The 14,720-nt window shown below is 62.2% G+C and carries 11 protein-coding genes; all 11 read left to right on the forward strand.

The genetic code is table 11. The features are described 5' to 3' along the window. Window positions 1–558 precede the first annotated feature (558 nt). Window positions 559–1,761, forward strand: a complete 1,203-nt coding sequence (gene dctP, locus AAFN55_RS04810) for a TRAP transporter substrate-binding protein DctP (protein WP_347797735.1) — start codon at window positions 559–561, stop codon at window positions 1,759–1,761. Between the two features lie 63 nt (window positions 1,762–1,824). Continuing rightward, window positions 1,825–3,900: a TRAP transporter large permease subunit gene (locus tag AAFN55_RS04815; protein ID WP_347797736.1), complete on the forward strand. Its 2,076-nt coding sequence runs from the start codon at window positions 1,825–1,827 to the stop codon at window positions 3,898–3,900. Between the two features lie 149 nt (window positions 3,901–4,049). Next, window positions 4,050–5,096, forward strand: a complete 1,047-nt coding sequence (locus AAFN55_RS04820; RefSeq protein ID WP_347797737.1) for a TRAP transporter substrate-binding protein — start codon at window positions 4,050–4,052, stop codon at window positions 5,094–5,096. Between the two features lie 45 nt (window positions 5,097–5,141). Beyond that, window positions 5,142–5,774 (forward strand): TRAP transporter small permease subunit, encoded by a 633-nt coding sequence (locus tag AAFN55_RS04825; RefSeq protein ID WP_347797738.1) that lies wholly within the window; start codon window positions 5,142–5,144, stop codon window positions 5,772–5,774. Window positions 5,775–5,779: 5 nt separating this feature from the next. Then, complete coding sequence (locus AAFN55_RS04830) at window positions 5,780–7,066, forward strand: TRAP transporter large permease (protein ID WP_347797739.1); 1,287 nt, start codon at window positions 5,780–5,782, stop codon at window positions 7,064–7,066. A gap of 29 nt (window positions 7,067–7,095) precedes the next feature. After that, entirely contained in the window at window positions 7,096–7,644 is a 549-nt protein-coding gene (locus tag AAFN55_RS04835; protein ID WP_347797740.1) for a nuclear transport factor 2 family protein, read from the forward strand. 28 nt (window positions 7,645–7,672) lie between these two features. Further along, the gene (locus AAFN55_RS04840; RefSeq protein WP_347797741.1) at window positions 7,673–9,052 is read left to right on the forward strand and encodes an MmgE/PrpD family protein; all 1,380 of its coding nucleotides are present in this window, start codon (window positions 7,673–7,675) and stop codon (window positions 9,050–9,052) included. Between the two features lie 262 nt (window positions 9,053–9,314). After that, window positions 9,315–11,297 (forward strand): AMP-binding protein, encoded by a 1,983-nt coding sequence (locus AAFN55_RS04845; protein WP_347797742.1) that lies wholly within the window; start codon window positions 9,315–9,317, stop codon window positions 11,295–11,297. A 17-nt stretch (window positions 11,298–11,314) separates the two neighbouring features. Further along, a complete protein-coding gene (locus AAFN55_RS04850) occupies window positions 11,315–12,163 on the forward strand; it encodes an enoyl-CoA hydratase-related protein (protein WP_347797743.1) in 849 nt (282 codons plus the stop codon). A gap of 96 nt (window positions 12,164–12,259) precedes the next feature. Further along, window positions 12,260–13,459 (forward strand): CoA transferase, encoded by a 1,200-nt coding sequence (locus AAFN55_RS04855; RefSeq protein ID WP_347797744.1) that lies wholly within the window; start codon window positions 12,260–12,262, stop codon window positions 13,457–13,459. Beyond that, on the forward strand, window positions 13,456–14,664 hold the full coding sequence (locus AAFN55_RS04860) for an acetyl-CoA C-acetyltransferase (RefSeq protein WP_347797745.1): 1,209 nt from the start codon (window positions 13,456–13,458) through the stop codon (window positions 14,662–14,664). The genes AAFN55_RS04855 and AAFN55_RS04860 overlap by 4 nt, the downstream gene beginning before the upstream one ends. Window positions 14,665–14,720 lie beyond the last annotated feature (56 nt).

Below are 14,720 nucleotides of genomic sequence, written 5' to 3' on the forward strand. Positions count from 1 at the left end.
CGCCTCGCCGGGAGAAGATGACAGCTACGTCTACGCTGTAGCCCTACAAAGCGAGATCGCAAATTTATCCGTAACCTGCTGAAATAACTTTAGGACCCCTGCGTTCCCGTGGTTCTCCGAGTTCGGTTCCTCAAGTCGAAGCTTTGCATCATCCATGTGAAGTTGGTGCCAGCAATTCCTCGAAATCTGGAGCCTTGGCGATCTCGCCGATCAACCTGTCAGTTGAGGTCACTTCGGCCTCAGAGTTCGGGTTTGACCATGCGCCTTAAGTGCCTCGCTGATGACGCGGCTTGGTGGCGCTCGAACTCTCCATCCGGAAAGGTCTTCAGATTAGGACACGAAGCTGGGTCGACGATGTTTCATGGCGCTGTGCGATCTCTGGCGGGTATATTCCGGTTGCGTTCGCCGGTGACGGCAAAGAAGAGCCAGAGGCTGATGTCGTTGAAGACCATCTATCTTGACCGAGCCGTTGTCGCGTTGCGCGCGCAATAATCAGCGGCAATTCATGGCCGGAATGACTGGTCTGGCGGCAATCGTAAAGGCGATCGTGAACAGTGCATGATGCTCGTCGAGGTGGTCGGCCGAAACGATAGTGCGGTCGTGGCGCGCCGGCACGCCGCGACCGCGATGATCCGGCATAGCCTCTATGCTCAGAAGATACATCCAATTGATGGGCTGATGGGATATACCGGCCGCCGACGGATCCTGCGGGATGTGACAGGATCCGGAGGTGGAGGAGACATGAAACTTTCAGTGAGGGTGGCCGCATTGGCGGCCGCATCAACGCTCGCATTGACGGCGGGCAACTTCGTTGCGCACGCGCAATCGCTGCGAATGACTCTGGGGACGATGGCTGTCCCCTATACCCCGGTCGAAACCGCGAGCAACAGATTTGCGGAGATCGTCAGCGAGATGTCCGGAGGTGACATCAGCATCGTTGTCAACGACAGCCTGCTTCGCGGGGCGCAACTGGCTCCGGCGGTCCGCGACGGTCGTATCGAGATCGTCATGGGCGTGCCGACCTATCTCAGCGGTTCCGAGCCGCGGATGGGGTTGCAGAACCTGCCCGGCCTGGTCCAGTCGGATGCCGATTATCGCAAGATTCTCGATGCCTTCTGGGAAGACGAGATGAGCGCGATTTGGGGCGAGCAGTTCAAGGCTATGCCCCTTGCAACCGGTATGTGGGAGCCAAATCTCCTGTTCTCGACCCGGCCCATCCATTCCCTTGCCGATTTCCAGGGCGCGAAGATCCGCGTGCACAACGTCGAAACCGCGCAATTCATCGCCGCTCTGGGCGCCAGCTCGACGGCGCTCGATGTCGCGGAAGTTCAGGCAGGCCTCGAACGCGGGATCATCGACGGCTTCATCACGTCGCTTTGCTATTCCTACCAGCAAGGCATGCACCGCGTGACGAAATATCTGCAAAACTACAAGCTCGCGCCAATCCAGGGATGGTCGATCCTGATCGGCAAGGATGTCTGGGACGGGTTGACGCCGGAGCGCCAGGAAATTTTTCGGGCCGCCGGCGATCAGGTGGAGGAAGAACTTTACGCGGCGCATGCGCAAATGGTCGAAACCTGCCTGCAACAATTCAAGGAGGCCGGCGCGGACTATTTCGAAGCGGACGCCGACCTTCGCGCGGAAATCTTCTCCGAAGCCAACACGCAAGATGTGTACGCGGAGTGGTATCGCCGCGCCGAGGAAAAAGGGTTCGCCGGTGAGGATTTCGTCGCCCGCGCCCGCGCGGCCGTGGACGAGTGACTCGTATGACGGCCGCTCGCGCGGCCGTCCTCTTGGCTCCGCAACAAAATAGATACGCTCGCCATGAATCCGCACACCATTCATCTCGCCCCGGGTGAGGACGCTGCCGCCTCCGTACCGGAACTCGGGGCAGGCGCCCTGCCGACGCTGCTCGCCAGGCTACTCGGCTCCATTGCTGCGATCCTCAACGTGCTGCTCGCCTTCATGGTCCTGTACGAGATCGTGTCGAGGAGCGTTTTCGGACGCCCCACCGCCTGGGTGACCGAATATTCGACCTACTTGCTGATCGCGATCACCGCATTGGGCCTCTCCTACGCCCAGTACCGCAGGGCGCATATTCAGGTCGATTTTCTTGCCGAGGTGCTGCCTGCCTGGCTGAGCGAGCCGATGCGTCGTGCGGCGGCCTGGCTGACCCTCTATTGCCTGGCTTTCCTCACGTGGCAGATGGCCATCCACGTCGTGTCCGAGCGGATTAACGACACGCGCGACTGGGGGCTGATGGCGACGCCCCAGTGGATACCACAGCTTCCGATGCTCGCAGGCCTGGCGGCGTTCCTCGTTTATTTCTTCTGGGAGTGCCTGGCGTCGTCGCTCCGGCGTTCCCAGCTTCGAAAGACGCTCGCGATCGTCCTGGCGCTGGCGACCGCGGCAGCCCTGCTTTATCTGGGGCGGTTTCCGGTGCGCTGGCCCGGCACGCATCTCGACATCGGGGCGGTTCTGCTCACCGTTTCCATGGTCGCGATCGTTTTCGCGGTCGAGGAAGCGAAGGCTGCCGTGGTAACGATCGCTACCCTTGCAGCCGGCATCATGTCGTTCTGGCTGGTGGCGGGTGGGTCCGTTGTACTCGTGGGCACAGTGATAGGCCTCGCCACCATCGCCGCGCTGATGATGGGTATGCAGATCTGGGCTGCTCTTGGCCTCATAGGGCTTCTCGGGCTCTACTTCCTGCTTCCCTCGCCGCAAATCGCCGCAGTCGCGGAGCGCACCTGGTCGGGGCTGAATTCCTTCACCTTCACCGCGGTGCCGCTGTTCGTTCTGATGGGGAATCTGCTGATACGCTCCGGCGTCGGCAGCATGTTTTATGAAACGCTCGTGCGCTGGTTCGGCTGGCTGCCCGGTGGACTCGGCTATTCGACGATTGGCGCTGCCGGTGTCTTTTCGGCCTTGTCCGGCTCCACGCTGGCGACGGCCGCGACGATCGGTCAGGTGGCCGGGCCGGAGATGACGAAACGAGGGTACAGCAAGAAACTGAGCTACGGCACGCTGGCCGGTGGGGGCGTCCTCGGCGTCCTCATCCCACCAAGCATCCCGCTCATCATCTACGGAGCGACGGTGGGCGCGCCCATCACCACGCTTTTCATCGCGGGCATCGTTCCGGGACTGCTGGTGATGGGCACGATGATGGTCGTGATCCTCTTCTGGAGCCTTCTCGTAAAAGGGTCCGCGCCGGCGACGTTGCGCTTCAGCTGGCGCGAGAGGATTTCCTCCCTGTCGTCTCTTCTTCCGTTCGTTATCATGATCGTAGCGATCTTCGGCTCGATGTATGGCGGTCTTGTAACCGCCACGGAAGCCGCCGCGATCGGCGCGCTGATGGGTGCGATACTCTGCGCCTTCTACGGCAAACTGTCCTTCGAGTCGGTGAAGGACGCCGCCGTCGAAACGGTGGTGATTACGTCGACCATCCTCTTCATCGTCGCCGGCGCCAGTGTGCTCAGCTGGGTGGTGGACTATGCGGGCGTACCGCAGACGCTGGTCGTGAGTATGCGGGAAAGCGGGCTTCAGCCGTGGCAGATGATCGTGCTCATCGGCATCCTGTACGTTGTGCTGGGGATGTTCCTCGACGCCATTTCGATGATGCTGATGACCTTGGCCGTCACCTTTCCGATCGTCATGCTCGCGGGATATGACGCGATCTGGTTCGGCATCGCACTGGTCATGTTGATCGAGGTCGGGCTGATCACGCCGCCGGTTGGAATGGTGCTGTTCGTTCTCAAGGGCACCTTGCCGGACGCGTCGCTGAACGACATTACCATCGGCGCGATCCCCTTCGTGTTCATCATCCTGGCCAATGTCGTCCTGATAGCGATCTTTCCCGAAATCGTGAGCTGGCTTCCAAATCTTCTGGAGGGCGGTAATTAGGCGCGTTTCGCCGTGCTGTTCAGCGGGCGATCACAGAACGTAATAGCCGCCATGCCGAGTAAGTGTTGGGTTTGTGCCGTCGAACCGGCTTCAATCCAAACATTGAACTCTCCGGCCGTGGCGGCCGGGGTTCTGGGAGGAACCATATCATGAAGCAGTTCTTGGCCCCGCTTGCGGGGGCGTTCGCCTGTGCGATGATCGCCGCACCTGCCATTGCGCAGCAAAAGGTTCCGGTGGTCGGGTCGCTGCTCAACGTCTCGTCCTACGAGGATTTCGAAAAGCCGTTCTTCAACGGAACGCTGCCTGAGGCCCTCGATGGCGCGATGACCTTCGACCTCAAATCGCTCACCGAAATGGGGCTGCGCGGCCCCGAAGTGTTGCGGATTGTCAGCAGCGGGATCGCGCCGATTGGCGCGATCCTCATCGGCTACAACACCGGGGACGATCCGATCTTCGAGGCGGTGGACCTGGCGGGCCTGGCGCCCGATGCCGAATCCGGAAGAGCGGCGACGGAAGCCTCCTTCGCATTCTATGAAAAACTCCTGCAGGAAAAATTCGGCGTCCAGCTCCTCGCTATAGGGGCGCATCCCGGCCAGGTCTTCTGGTGCAATTCGCCTGTCGAGAGCTTCTCCGACCTGGCCGGCAAGAAGGTTCGTGTTAACGGCAAGGGGCCTGCCGAACTCGTTGCCGCGCTGGGTGGGACGTCGGTATTCATGTCGTTCGGCGAGGTGATCCCCGCACTGCAGAACCGCACGGTCGATTGCATGGTGGGCGGCACGCTGCCGACCAATCGCGCGGGCATCCATGACGTGACGACGCACGTGATTTCGACGCCGGTCGGCTGGGGCCAGATCGCCTACATCGCCAGCGGTGCTTTCTGGAACGGCCTTACCGAGGAGCAGCGCACCATCATTGCAGCTCAGTCCAGAGAGGTCTTGCAGGACAACATGTGGGACGTGCTTCTCGAGCAGACCGAACAGGGCCTCGCCTGTGCGGCGGGCCTGGATACGTGCCGGCTGGGTGTAAAAGGCAACATGACCGTGGTGCCGCCTTCGGAAGCCGACACCGCCTATCTGCGGGAAATTTTCGAGGGGCAGCTTCTTTCAGATTGGGCGACCCGCTGCGGCGCGACATGTGTGACGCGTTTCAATGAAACGATCGGCAGCGCGATAGGGGTGACAGCCGTGGCGCGCTAGCTGCGCCGCTGGCCCAGTCCACATCTTAGTCCGGGAGGGATTTCCGTGTCTCATCTGACCAATATCGACAGGCTGCTCGATCGCATGATTGCCAGGCTCGAACGCTTCACGACCTGGCTTGTTGTACTTGGCGGTCTGATGCTGGTGGTCTCGTGTCTGCTCGTCACCGTCGACGTGTTCCTGCGAAAATTCTTCGTGGTGACGCTGGGCGGTGCCAATGATTTGGCGGGCTACGCCTTCGCGATCGCCATGAGCTGGGCCATGGCCTACGTCTTGCTTAACCGTGGCCACATCAGGGTGGATGTCCTCTACGGGTGGTTCTCGCCGCCCGTCCGCTCGATCCTGGATACAGCCTCCGCTCTGGCGTTGACGATGGCCGCCATGTTGCTGCTGCGCTGGTCCGCCGATACCGCATACCAGTCCTGGCGCATGGGCTCGGTGTCGAACAGCGACCTGGCGGTGCCACTATGGGTGCCGCAAGCGTTATGGTCGCTTGGCTTCGCGTATTTCGCCGCGGTCGGTCTTCTCGTGACGCTCAGTTGCGTTTCCGGCCTCGCGCAGGGACGGCACGGCGCGGTGGCATCCCGGTTCGGAACGCTGTCGCAGCTGGAAGAAGCCGAGGCTGAAATCCGGCCCGGACTTCCTGTCGAGGCGCCATTCGTAGCGCGAGCGGAGTAGACCAGATGCTGCCCGCTCTTGTCTTCGGACTTCTTGTCCTCGTCCTCCTGTCGCTGCCGGTCGCGGCGATTCTGATGGCGCTTGCCTACGCGCTGGACGTCAGCGCCGCGTTCATGCCGCTGACCCGCGCGCTGGGCGACGTTGCCTGGGGAGCCAGCAGCGATTTTCTTCTGCTCTCCATTCCGCTGTTCGTGCTCCTTGGAGAAATCGTGCTGCGTGCCGGCATCGCACACCGGATGTACGATGCGATGACGGCATGGGTGTCATGGCTGCCGGGCGGCTTGATGCACTCGAACATCGCGGCATCCAGCCTGTTTGCCGCAACCGCTGGATCGAGCGTGGCGACGGCGGCCACGGTCAGCACCATCGCTCTGCCGCAGGCGAAAAAGAATGGTTACGACGAGCGCCTGTTCCTCGGCTCGATCGCTGCCGGCGGGACACTGGGGATCCTGATCCCGCCATCGGTGACAATGATCGTGTACGGCGTGCTGACACAGACGCCGGTGCCGCGCCTCTACATGGCGGGCCTGATACCGGGTCTGCTGCTGGCAGGGCTATTCATGCTGTACATCGCGGTGCGCTGCTATATGCGCCCGTCGCTGGACGGTCTCAAGCCGAAGTTCACCTGGTCCGAGCGGATACGCGTTCTACCGGATCTCCTGCCACCGCTGCTGCTTTTTGCAACGGTTGTCGGTTCGATCTATGCCGGTCTCGCGTCGCCGACGGAAGCCGCGTCGCTCGGCATTCTTGCTGCGCTTGGCCTTGCGGTGTGGACCGGCACCTTGTCGCGCCAGATGCTCGCGGAATGTTTCGTCGGTATGATGAAGACATCGGCGATGATCATGCTCATCGTGGTTGCGGCATACTACCTCAACTTCGTCATGGCGACGGTCGGCGCAACGAACACGATCAGCAATTTCGTTCGCGCGCTGGATATGCCGCCGGCTCTCCTGTTGCTGGTTGTTGTGACTATTTTCCTGATCGTGGGCTTCTTCATGGAATCTCTCTCCATCATGATCATGCTCGTACCGATCGTCACGCCGGTCGTGGTTGCAGCGGGCTTCGACCCGGTCTGGTTCGGCGTCGTCGTCGTACTGATGATCGAGACCGGCCTGATCACGCCGCCCGTCGGGCTCAACCTGTTCGTCGTGCAGAACATTCGCGCTTCCGGCTCCATCACCGACGTCATGGTGGGGTCGGTGCCGTTCGTCTTCGTCATGCTCGCGATGGTGTTTATGCTCTGGCTTTTCCCGGAGATTGCCCTCGGCCTTCCCAACCTGATCTACAATTGAGCCGTGAACAGTGGCAAAGGAGTTCCCGAATGAATGAAGACCGCGAATTCATTGAAACGCTGAAGTCTGAGCGCGAGATCGCCAAGGTGATCATGCGTTATGCACGCGGGTCGGACCGCAAGGACTTCGATCTGATGCGATCAGCCTATCATGAGGACGCGATCGACAATCACGGACCGTTCAACGGACCCGTGAAGACCTATTTCGAATGGGCCGACCAGCACCATGAGCGCTACGACATGCTCATGCATATCATGGGAAATCCTCATATCGAGGTGGAGAAAGACGTCGCCTTCGCGGAGACGTACTGCCTGCTGCTGCAGAGGATGAAGGCCGAGAGAACCTACAATTCCGAGGTGGCGCTGCATATCACCATCGCGTGCCGCTATGTCGATCGCTTCGAGAAACGCGACGGCGTGTGGAAGATCGCCGTGCGAAACGTGGTCTATGAATGGGTGAAGAAGGAGTGGGTCTCGGAGGAGGTCGCGCGCGAGGGCCTTGCGGGGTCTAAGCTTGCGTTCGGCAAGCGCTCCAAGGACGACATGGTCTATCGCGTCAGGGATGGACAGCGCTCCTGACGGGTGCGCGGCTGCAATGGAGGAAATTATGCCCGGCACAATCCGTGATGGTGATCCGCGATATGGACAGGAACCGCTTGCCGTGAGGCTGGGCGCGTTCGCCGCAGGTCTTTCCTGGGGCGAACTCGACGACGAGGTCCGCGCGGAGGCTCGGCGCGTATTCGTCAACACGCTGAGCGTTGCGGTGGCCGGCGCCGCGGATGACGGCATTCGCCAAATCGGCGGTGCGCTTCTCGATATGGGCGAGGCGGGGAGCGTGGCCGTGCCCGGCTGGCCGGCCGGTTTCAATCTTCCCGCTGCCGCTCTGGTCACCGCTGCCGCCGCAAACGTCCTCGACTACGACGACACCCATATTCCCACGCTGATTCACCTCGGCGCGCCGATTTACGGTGCGCTCGTCGCACTCGCCCAGCAGGAGCGGGTCAGTGGGCCACAGTTTCTCACCGCCTTCGTCGCGGGCGCGGAAATCGCCTGCCGGCTGGGTCTGGCTCTGACACCGGCCCACTATGACGATGGGTTCCACGTCACCGCGACTTGCGGCGTCGTCGGAGCGGCGGTCGCCTGCGGTAAGGTGCTCGGTCTGGACGCCGGCGGAATGGCGAACGCGATCGGCATTGCCGCCCATGCGTCGAGCGGGCTCATAGAAAATCTCAGCAGCGGGGCAAAAAGCGTCGGCGTCGGCGACGCTGCGCGCAACGGGCTCATGGCCGCCTTCTATGCGAGAGCAGGGATCGACGCCGCGACGACTTCGGTGGAGGGCAAGAACGGCTTTCTGCGGGTCCTGTCTCGCGCGCCGCGCGCGGAAGGTCTCGACGACGGTCTCGGCGCTGTCTGGCAATTTCTGGAATCGAGCAGCAAGCCCTACGCGTCATGTGTTCTCACCTTTCCCGTCATCGATGCGGTGCTGGAACTGAAGGAGCGTCATGGCGTCAACGTCGACGCGATCCGCGCGGTCGAGATACATGGCAATCCGCTTCTGCTCGCAAGAGCCGATCGCGTTCATCCCACCACTGCGCGCGAGGCCAAGCTGAGCCTGCATCACAGCGTTGCCGTGTCGTTGATCAACGGCACCGCCGGGGTGAAGGATTTCCTCCAGGACGCCATCGAAAACGAGGATGTCCGATCGCTGGCCGGCAAGGTGAAGGCAATCGGCTCGCACGACTTCAGCACGGTCGCCGCAAAAGCGAAGATCATGCTGGACGGAGACGAGAGCGTCGAGCTGACGGTTTCGCATGGCCGTGGCAGTCGGGAGCGGCCGCTCACGGAGGACGAAGTGCGCCGCAAGGCACTGACGATTTTCAGCGATGCCTGGCCCGGCGTGGATGGAAACGCGCGGCTGCGATCCGTCTGGGAGATCGCGGACAGCGCCGATGTCGCGGCTTCGCTCCTGCCTTTCCTCACGAAGTAGACGCGTCGCGGCGGCGGCCCTCAACGCGTAATCGGTACTACCCCAAAACGACCTCGTCGAGCGGTCAGGCGACCTCGGCTCGTATGCGCTCGCATGTGCGGAAAGTCCATTCTTCCCAATGGCTTGCATATATGCCGGATCGGCATCGAAGGCATCGTGCAACGGCATTTTTCCCGCTACGCGGCCGCTGGTAGGCAAGCCATACCTTCTTGATCCCAGCAGCGCGCGGGAACCAAACGCGTCAGGCCGGCACACTTCAACCATGAGCGACAGACGAATGCAGAGTTCCTTTTCCTGGTCCCCTAGCAGAAGCCAGATCGAGGCAAGCAGCCTTCAAAAGTTCCTCTCCCGGCATGGTCTGGGCGATTATGCCGAACTGGTTGAAAAGGCCGATGCCGACCCGGCCTGGTTCTGGGATTCCGTCTTCAGGCATCACGACATTCTCTTCGACAAGGAATATCGCTCCGTCGTCGAATATACCAACGGGCCCGAGCAGCCCGAATGGTGTCTCGGCGGCACAACCAATGTCGTGTTGAACTGCATCGATCGCCACGCCGGAACGGCGGTTTGGGAAAAGCCCGCCATCGTGGGCGTCGGCGAAGACGGAACCGAGCGTTCGCTGACCTATCGCGAACTCGATCGCGAGATTGCAGTTCTCGCGGGCATCCTCAAGGCGCGCGGGATAGGCAAGGGCGACGTCGTCGCGATTTATCTGCCGATGGTTCCCGAGGCTGCCGTCGCACTCTTCGCGATCATGAAGATCGGGGCGATCATGCTGCCGCTGTTTTCGGGTTTCGGGCCCGAGCCGATCGCGGCGCGGCTGGCACATGCCGGCGTCAAGGCGATCGTAACGGCGGACGTTGCCCTGCGGCGCGGAAAGCAGATCGCTTTGCTCGACACCGTGCTGGACGCACTCGAGGACACGCCTTCGCCGGTGGAGGTGATCGTGCTCGATCGGGAAACCGGGCGCGTGCGGGAAGGAGACGGCCGCTATACCGCGTGGCGCCCGGGCGCAGAGGATGTCGCGCCCGTTCCCACCGAGATCGTCGAAGCGGATTCGCCGGCGATGCTGATTTACACGTCCGGCACCTCCGGCGCGCCGAAGGGCACGATACATACCCATTGCGGCATGCTGGCCAAGAACGCGCTCGACATGGGTCTCTGCATCGACATGGGTCGCGACGACCGGCTTCTGTGGATGAGTGACATGGGCTGGATCGCCGGCCCCAAGATGATCTTCGCGTCCGCGCTGTTCGGCGCGACGCTGATCATCGTCGAGGGCACTCCGACCTGGCCGCAAAACGACCGCCTGTTCAAGATTGCCGCAGAGCAGCGGGCCACCATCCTCGGTCTGGTGCCGACGATAATCCGCCAGATCATGAAAAGCGGGGGTCTGGCACCGGAAGGCAGGGACCTTTCCGCCTTGAAATGCATCATCTCCGCCGGCGAACCGTGGACCGAGGAAGCCTGGCTTTGGTTCTTCGAGAAGGTCGGCGAAAGCCGCGTCCCCATCCTGAATTATGCCGGTGGTACGGAATGCGGCGGCGCGATCCTGATCGGAACCATGCACCATCCGAGCCGTCCCTGCAGCTTTGGCGGACCGGTCCCGGGCTCCGGTGTCGATATCGTCGATCCGCGGGGCGAACCTGTCGAAAAGAACGTGATCGGCGAACTGGTGCTGCGCCGCGCCTCCATCGGCCTGACGCGTGGATTGTGGCGGGAGCCGGATCGCTACATGCAGGCCTACTGGAGCCAGATTCCGGGCATGTGGGTCCAGGGCGACCTCGCCTCGCGTGACGAGCACGGCCTTTGGTACCTGCATGGCAGGTCCGACGATGTGATCAAGATCGCGGGCAAGCGCACCGGGCCGAGCGAAATCGAGTCGGTCGTCATGCAGACCGGCCTCGTCAAGGATTGCGCGGTTGTCGGCGTGGACGACCCGCTGAGTGGGTCGGCTCTGCTCTGCGTCTATGTACCTGCCGGCGACGACGAACCCGACGTCAGTAACACGGTGATACGTGAAGCCGTCGCGGAACGGTGCGGCGCCTCGTTTCGCCCCAAACATTTCCTGCGAGTCACGGAATTGCCCCGCACGCGCAACGACAAGTCGATGCGCCGGATCCTGCGTTCGATCTTTCATGACACGCCGCTGGGCGACACCAGCTCGCTGGCGAATCCCGCAATCATCGACAGCATCCGATCCGCTTTCACGGACCAGATTGCTGCCCCAAGAACCCGTCAATAGAAGCAAAGGAAAGAGCAATGCAGCAGGTAACGCTTCCCTACAAGGATATCGTCTACGAGGTGAAGGACCAGATCGGCTGGATCACGATCAACCGGCCCGACGTTCTCAACGCGATCCGCGAACTGACCCTCGATGAGATCATCCATGCACTGAAGTCCACCCGCATCGACCCGTCGATCGCCGCGGTCGTCATCACCGGCACGGGAGACCGGGCGTTCTGCGCGGGTGGCGAGTTCGCCATGATGAAGCGTTTCAACTGGACCAACGCGATGCTCTGGAACGAGCGGATGCTTGACGGGGCGATGACGATCCGCGGGCTGGGCATCCCGGTCATTGCCATGGTCAACGGCTGGTGCATGGGCGGCGGCAACGAAATCGCGTTGTGGTGCGATATCGTGGTGGCCTCGGAAAACGCTGTCTTCGGGCAGACCGGCGCCAAGGTCGGCGCGTGTCCCACCGTCGGTGCGACGCAGTACCTTTCGCGTTCGCTTGGCGAACGCCTGGCGCGCGAGATGATCTTCTGCGCCCGCCGCTTCACGGCCCAGGAAGCCGTCCAGTACGGCCTGGCCAACTACTGCGTTCCGCAAACGGAGCTTCGCGCCAAGACCGAGGAACTGTGTGAGCGGATCAAGTCGCACAGCTCGCAGACCATACGTCTGACGAAGGTGTCGCTGAATCACGAGTCCGACAATCTCTACGCCTCGTGGCGTGCCGGCATGGAGCTCCTGGCCCACGTTTGGGGTTCGGAGGAATCGATCGAGGGCATGAACGCCTTCACCGAAAAGCGCGCGCCGGACTTCAACCAGTTCCGCCTTCGCAACAAGGTGGAAATCGACGACTACCTCGCCGGCGTCGACTACGCGTAGGCAGGTTCCGGTCGCGGGCGCGCGCATGCGGCGTCCGCGATCATCGAAAATAATTGCCACGAAATTTCAATGGGCGTGGAATAGGAGCCGACCGGCATGAGCAAACCGATACTTGACGGCATACGCGTCCTGGATTTCGGCCGTTACATCGCGGGTCCTTTCTGCGCCGCGCTGCTCGCCGATCATGGGGCGGACGTCATCCGCGTCGAGCGCCCGGAGGGGAACGACGACCGTTTCCTTATGCCTGTTGCAGGAGCGGATTCGGGTGCGATGTATCTTCAGATGAATCGCAACAAGCGGTCGCTCAACATCGACGTAACGCGTCCCAACCAGCGTCCGATGCTCGAAGCACTGGTGAAGACCAGCGACGTGGTCGTCGTCAACCTGCCGCCGCGCGCGCTCGAAAAGGTCGGCCTAGACTACGCGACGCTCAAGGCCATTCGTCCCGACATTATCCTGACGACGATCACCGCCTTCGGTTCGGAGGGCGATTTCGCCAACGACATCGGTTTCGACGGAACCGGCCAGGCGCTCAGCGGAGCGATCCATCTGAGCGGCACGCCCGGCCAGCCCTTCCGCTCGGCAGCCTCTTTCGTCGACTACAGCACCGGATTGTCGGCCGCTTACGGCACGATGACTGCGCTTTTCCATCGCCAGAGGACAGGCGAGGGGCAGCATGTGGAGGCTTCGCTTCTCGGCAGCGCGCTGACGATGACCAATCCGATGCTCATAGAGGAGGCGACAGGCACCCGCAGCCGCGTGGCGGTCGGCAATCGAAGCCCGATATCGGGGCCTTCCGACGTGTTCCGGACGAAGGATGGATGGATTTACATCCAGGTCGTGGGTCAGGCCCTGTTCGAACGCTGGATGACAATCGTGGGAGCAGAGGATCTGAAGGCGGACCCGCGATTTGAGACCGATATCGACCGGGGTGAAAATGGCGAGGTGCTCAGCGAGCGGATGCAGATCTGGTGCGCGCAGCGCACGACCGATGAATGCCTCGCCGAGCTCGCCGCCGGCCGTGTTCCCGTCTACAGGGTTCTATCGCCTTCGGAAGCGTTGAAAGCTTCCGAGAACGAGACGTTTCTGCAATGGATCGATGGACCCTGCGGTATCGGTCACATACCGGTGGTCAAGCCGCCAGCGCGCCTTCGCGGCATCGGCGTGGCGTATCGCCCGGCTCCGCTCCTCGGCGAACATACCGACGCCATTCTCGACGAACTGGGTATGCGGGCAGCCGATACGGCTGGCGCGCGTCAGCGTCATCGACAAGAGAACCTGAAAGACTTGACATGAGAGCTGCTTATATCTGTGAGCCGGTACGCACGCCGGTCGGACGCTTCGGAGGCGTGTTTCGCGACGTTTCGGCGGCCGATCTAGGCTCGGCGGTCGTCAAGGGACTGCTCGAACGGACCGGGATCGCGGCTTCCGATGTCGAGGACGTCCTGTTCGCACAATGCTACCCGTCGATGGAAGCGCCCGCCCTGGGCCGGGTGGTTGCGCTCAACGCCGGAATCCCCGCCACGGTAGGTGGCCTCCAAATCGACCGCAGGTGTGGTTCGGGATTGCAGAGCGTGATCTATGGTGCGCTACAGGTTGGTTCCGGTGCTAACGACCTCGTTATTGCCGGCGGCGCGGAATCGATGAGCAACGCGCCATTCTTCATGCATGAAGGCCGTTGGGGAATAAGAAGCGCGTCGCTTGCCCTGCACGATTCACTGGCGCGGGGGCGGGTCACCGCCGGTGGGCGCGACTATCCGGTGCCGGGCGGCATGATCGAAACGGCGGAGAACCTGCGTCGCGACTACTCGATCGCACGCGAAGAACAGGACCAGTTCGCGGCCCGGTCGCACCAGAAGGCGGTGGCCGCGCAGACGGAGGGCCGTTTCGACGACGAGATCATTCCGGTTGCCGTCAACGCACGCGGCGGTTCGCAGATCATCGTCCGCGACGAGCATCCGAGGGCGGATGCGACGGTCGACAAGCTTGCAGGTCTTTCACCGATCATGGCGAAATCCGACCCTGATGCGACCGTGACCGCCGGCAACGCCAGCGGACAGAATGACGGCGCCTCGGCCGCGATCATCGCGTCGGAAGCTATGGTCGCGCGCTACGGGCTCAAACCCTTCGGCAGGCTGGTGTCATGGGCGGTCGCGGGTGTTGCGCCGTCGCGGATGGGCATTGGCCCGGTGCCTGCCGTTGCGAAGGCTCTGGCGTCGGCCGGTCTCACACTCAAGGATGTCGATCTCATCGAACTCAACGAGGCGTTTGCATCTCAAGTGCTGGCCTGTACCCGCGAATGGTCGTTTGAAAAGGCGGACTTCGAGCGCATGAACGTCAGTGGTTCCGGCATTTCCCTCGGGCATCCGGTGGGAGCCACGGGAGGCAGGATCCTCGCCACGATGCTGCGCGAGATGCACCGGCGTGGCGCGCGCCGCGGCGTGGAGACGATGTGCATCGGTGGCGGTCAGGGGCTGGCCGCGATATTCGAGGCCGTCTAGATCCTGCACCGTGGGTCAGGCACGTAGGGTGCCGGGTCAAAATACTGCCGGGGACG

It is taken from the genome of Mesorhizobium sp. CAU 1732, assembly GCF_039888675.1.
Classification (GTDB): domain Bacteria; phylum Pseudomonadota; class Alphaproteobacteria; order Rhizobiales; family Rhizobiaceae; genus Aerobium.

Excerpts from the sequence above, each read along its gene's own strand:
- AAFN55_RS04850 (WP_347797743.1), top strand. The coding sequence starts at position 11,315 with ATGCAGCAGGTAACGCTTCCCTACAAGGATATCGTCTACGAGGTGAAG.
- AAFN55_RS04820 (WP_347797737.1), top strand. The coding sequence starts at position 4,050 with ATGAAGCAGTTCTTGGCCCCGCTTGCGGGGGCGTTCGCCTGTGCGATG.
- AAFN55_RS04845 (WP_347797742.1), top strand. The coding sequence starts at position 9,315 with ATGAGCGACAGACGAATGCAGAGTTCCTTTTCCTGGTCCCCTAGCAGA.
- AAFN55_RS04840 (WP_347797741.1), top strand. The coding sequence starts at position 7,673 with ATGCCCGGCACAATCCGTGATGGTGATCCGCGATATGGACAGGAACCG.
- AAFN55_RS04815 (WP_347797736.1), top strand. The coding sequence starts at position 1,825 with ATGAATCCGCACACCATTCATCTCGCCCCGGGTGAGGACGCTGCCGCC.
- AAFN55_RS04830 (WP_347797739.1), top strand. The coding sequence starts at position 5,780 with ATGCTGCCCGCTCTTGTCTTCGGACTTCTTGTCCTCGTCCTCCTGTCG.
- dctP (WP_347797735.1), top strand. The coding sequence starts at position 559 with ATGATGCTCGTCGAGGTGGTCGGCCGAAACGATAGTGCGGTCGTGGCG.
- AAFN55_RS04855 (WP_347797744.1), top strand. The coding sequence starts at position 12,260 with ATGAGCAAACCGATACTTGACGGCATACGCGTCCTGGATTTCGGCCGT.
- AAFN55_RS04860 (WP_347797745.1), top strand. The coding sequence starts at position 13,456 with ATGAGAGCTGCTTATATCTGTGAGCCGGTACGCACGCCGGTCGGACGC.
- AAFN55_RS04835 (WP_347797740.1), top strand. The coding sequence starts at position 7,096 with ATGAATGAAGACCGCGAATTCATTGAAACGCTGAAGTCTGAGCGCGAG.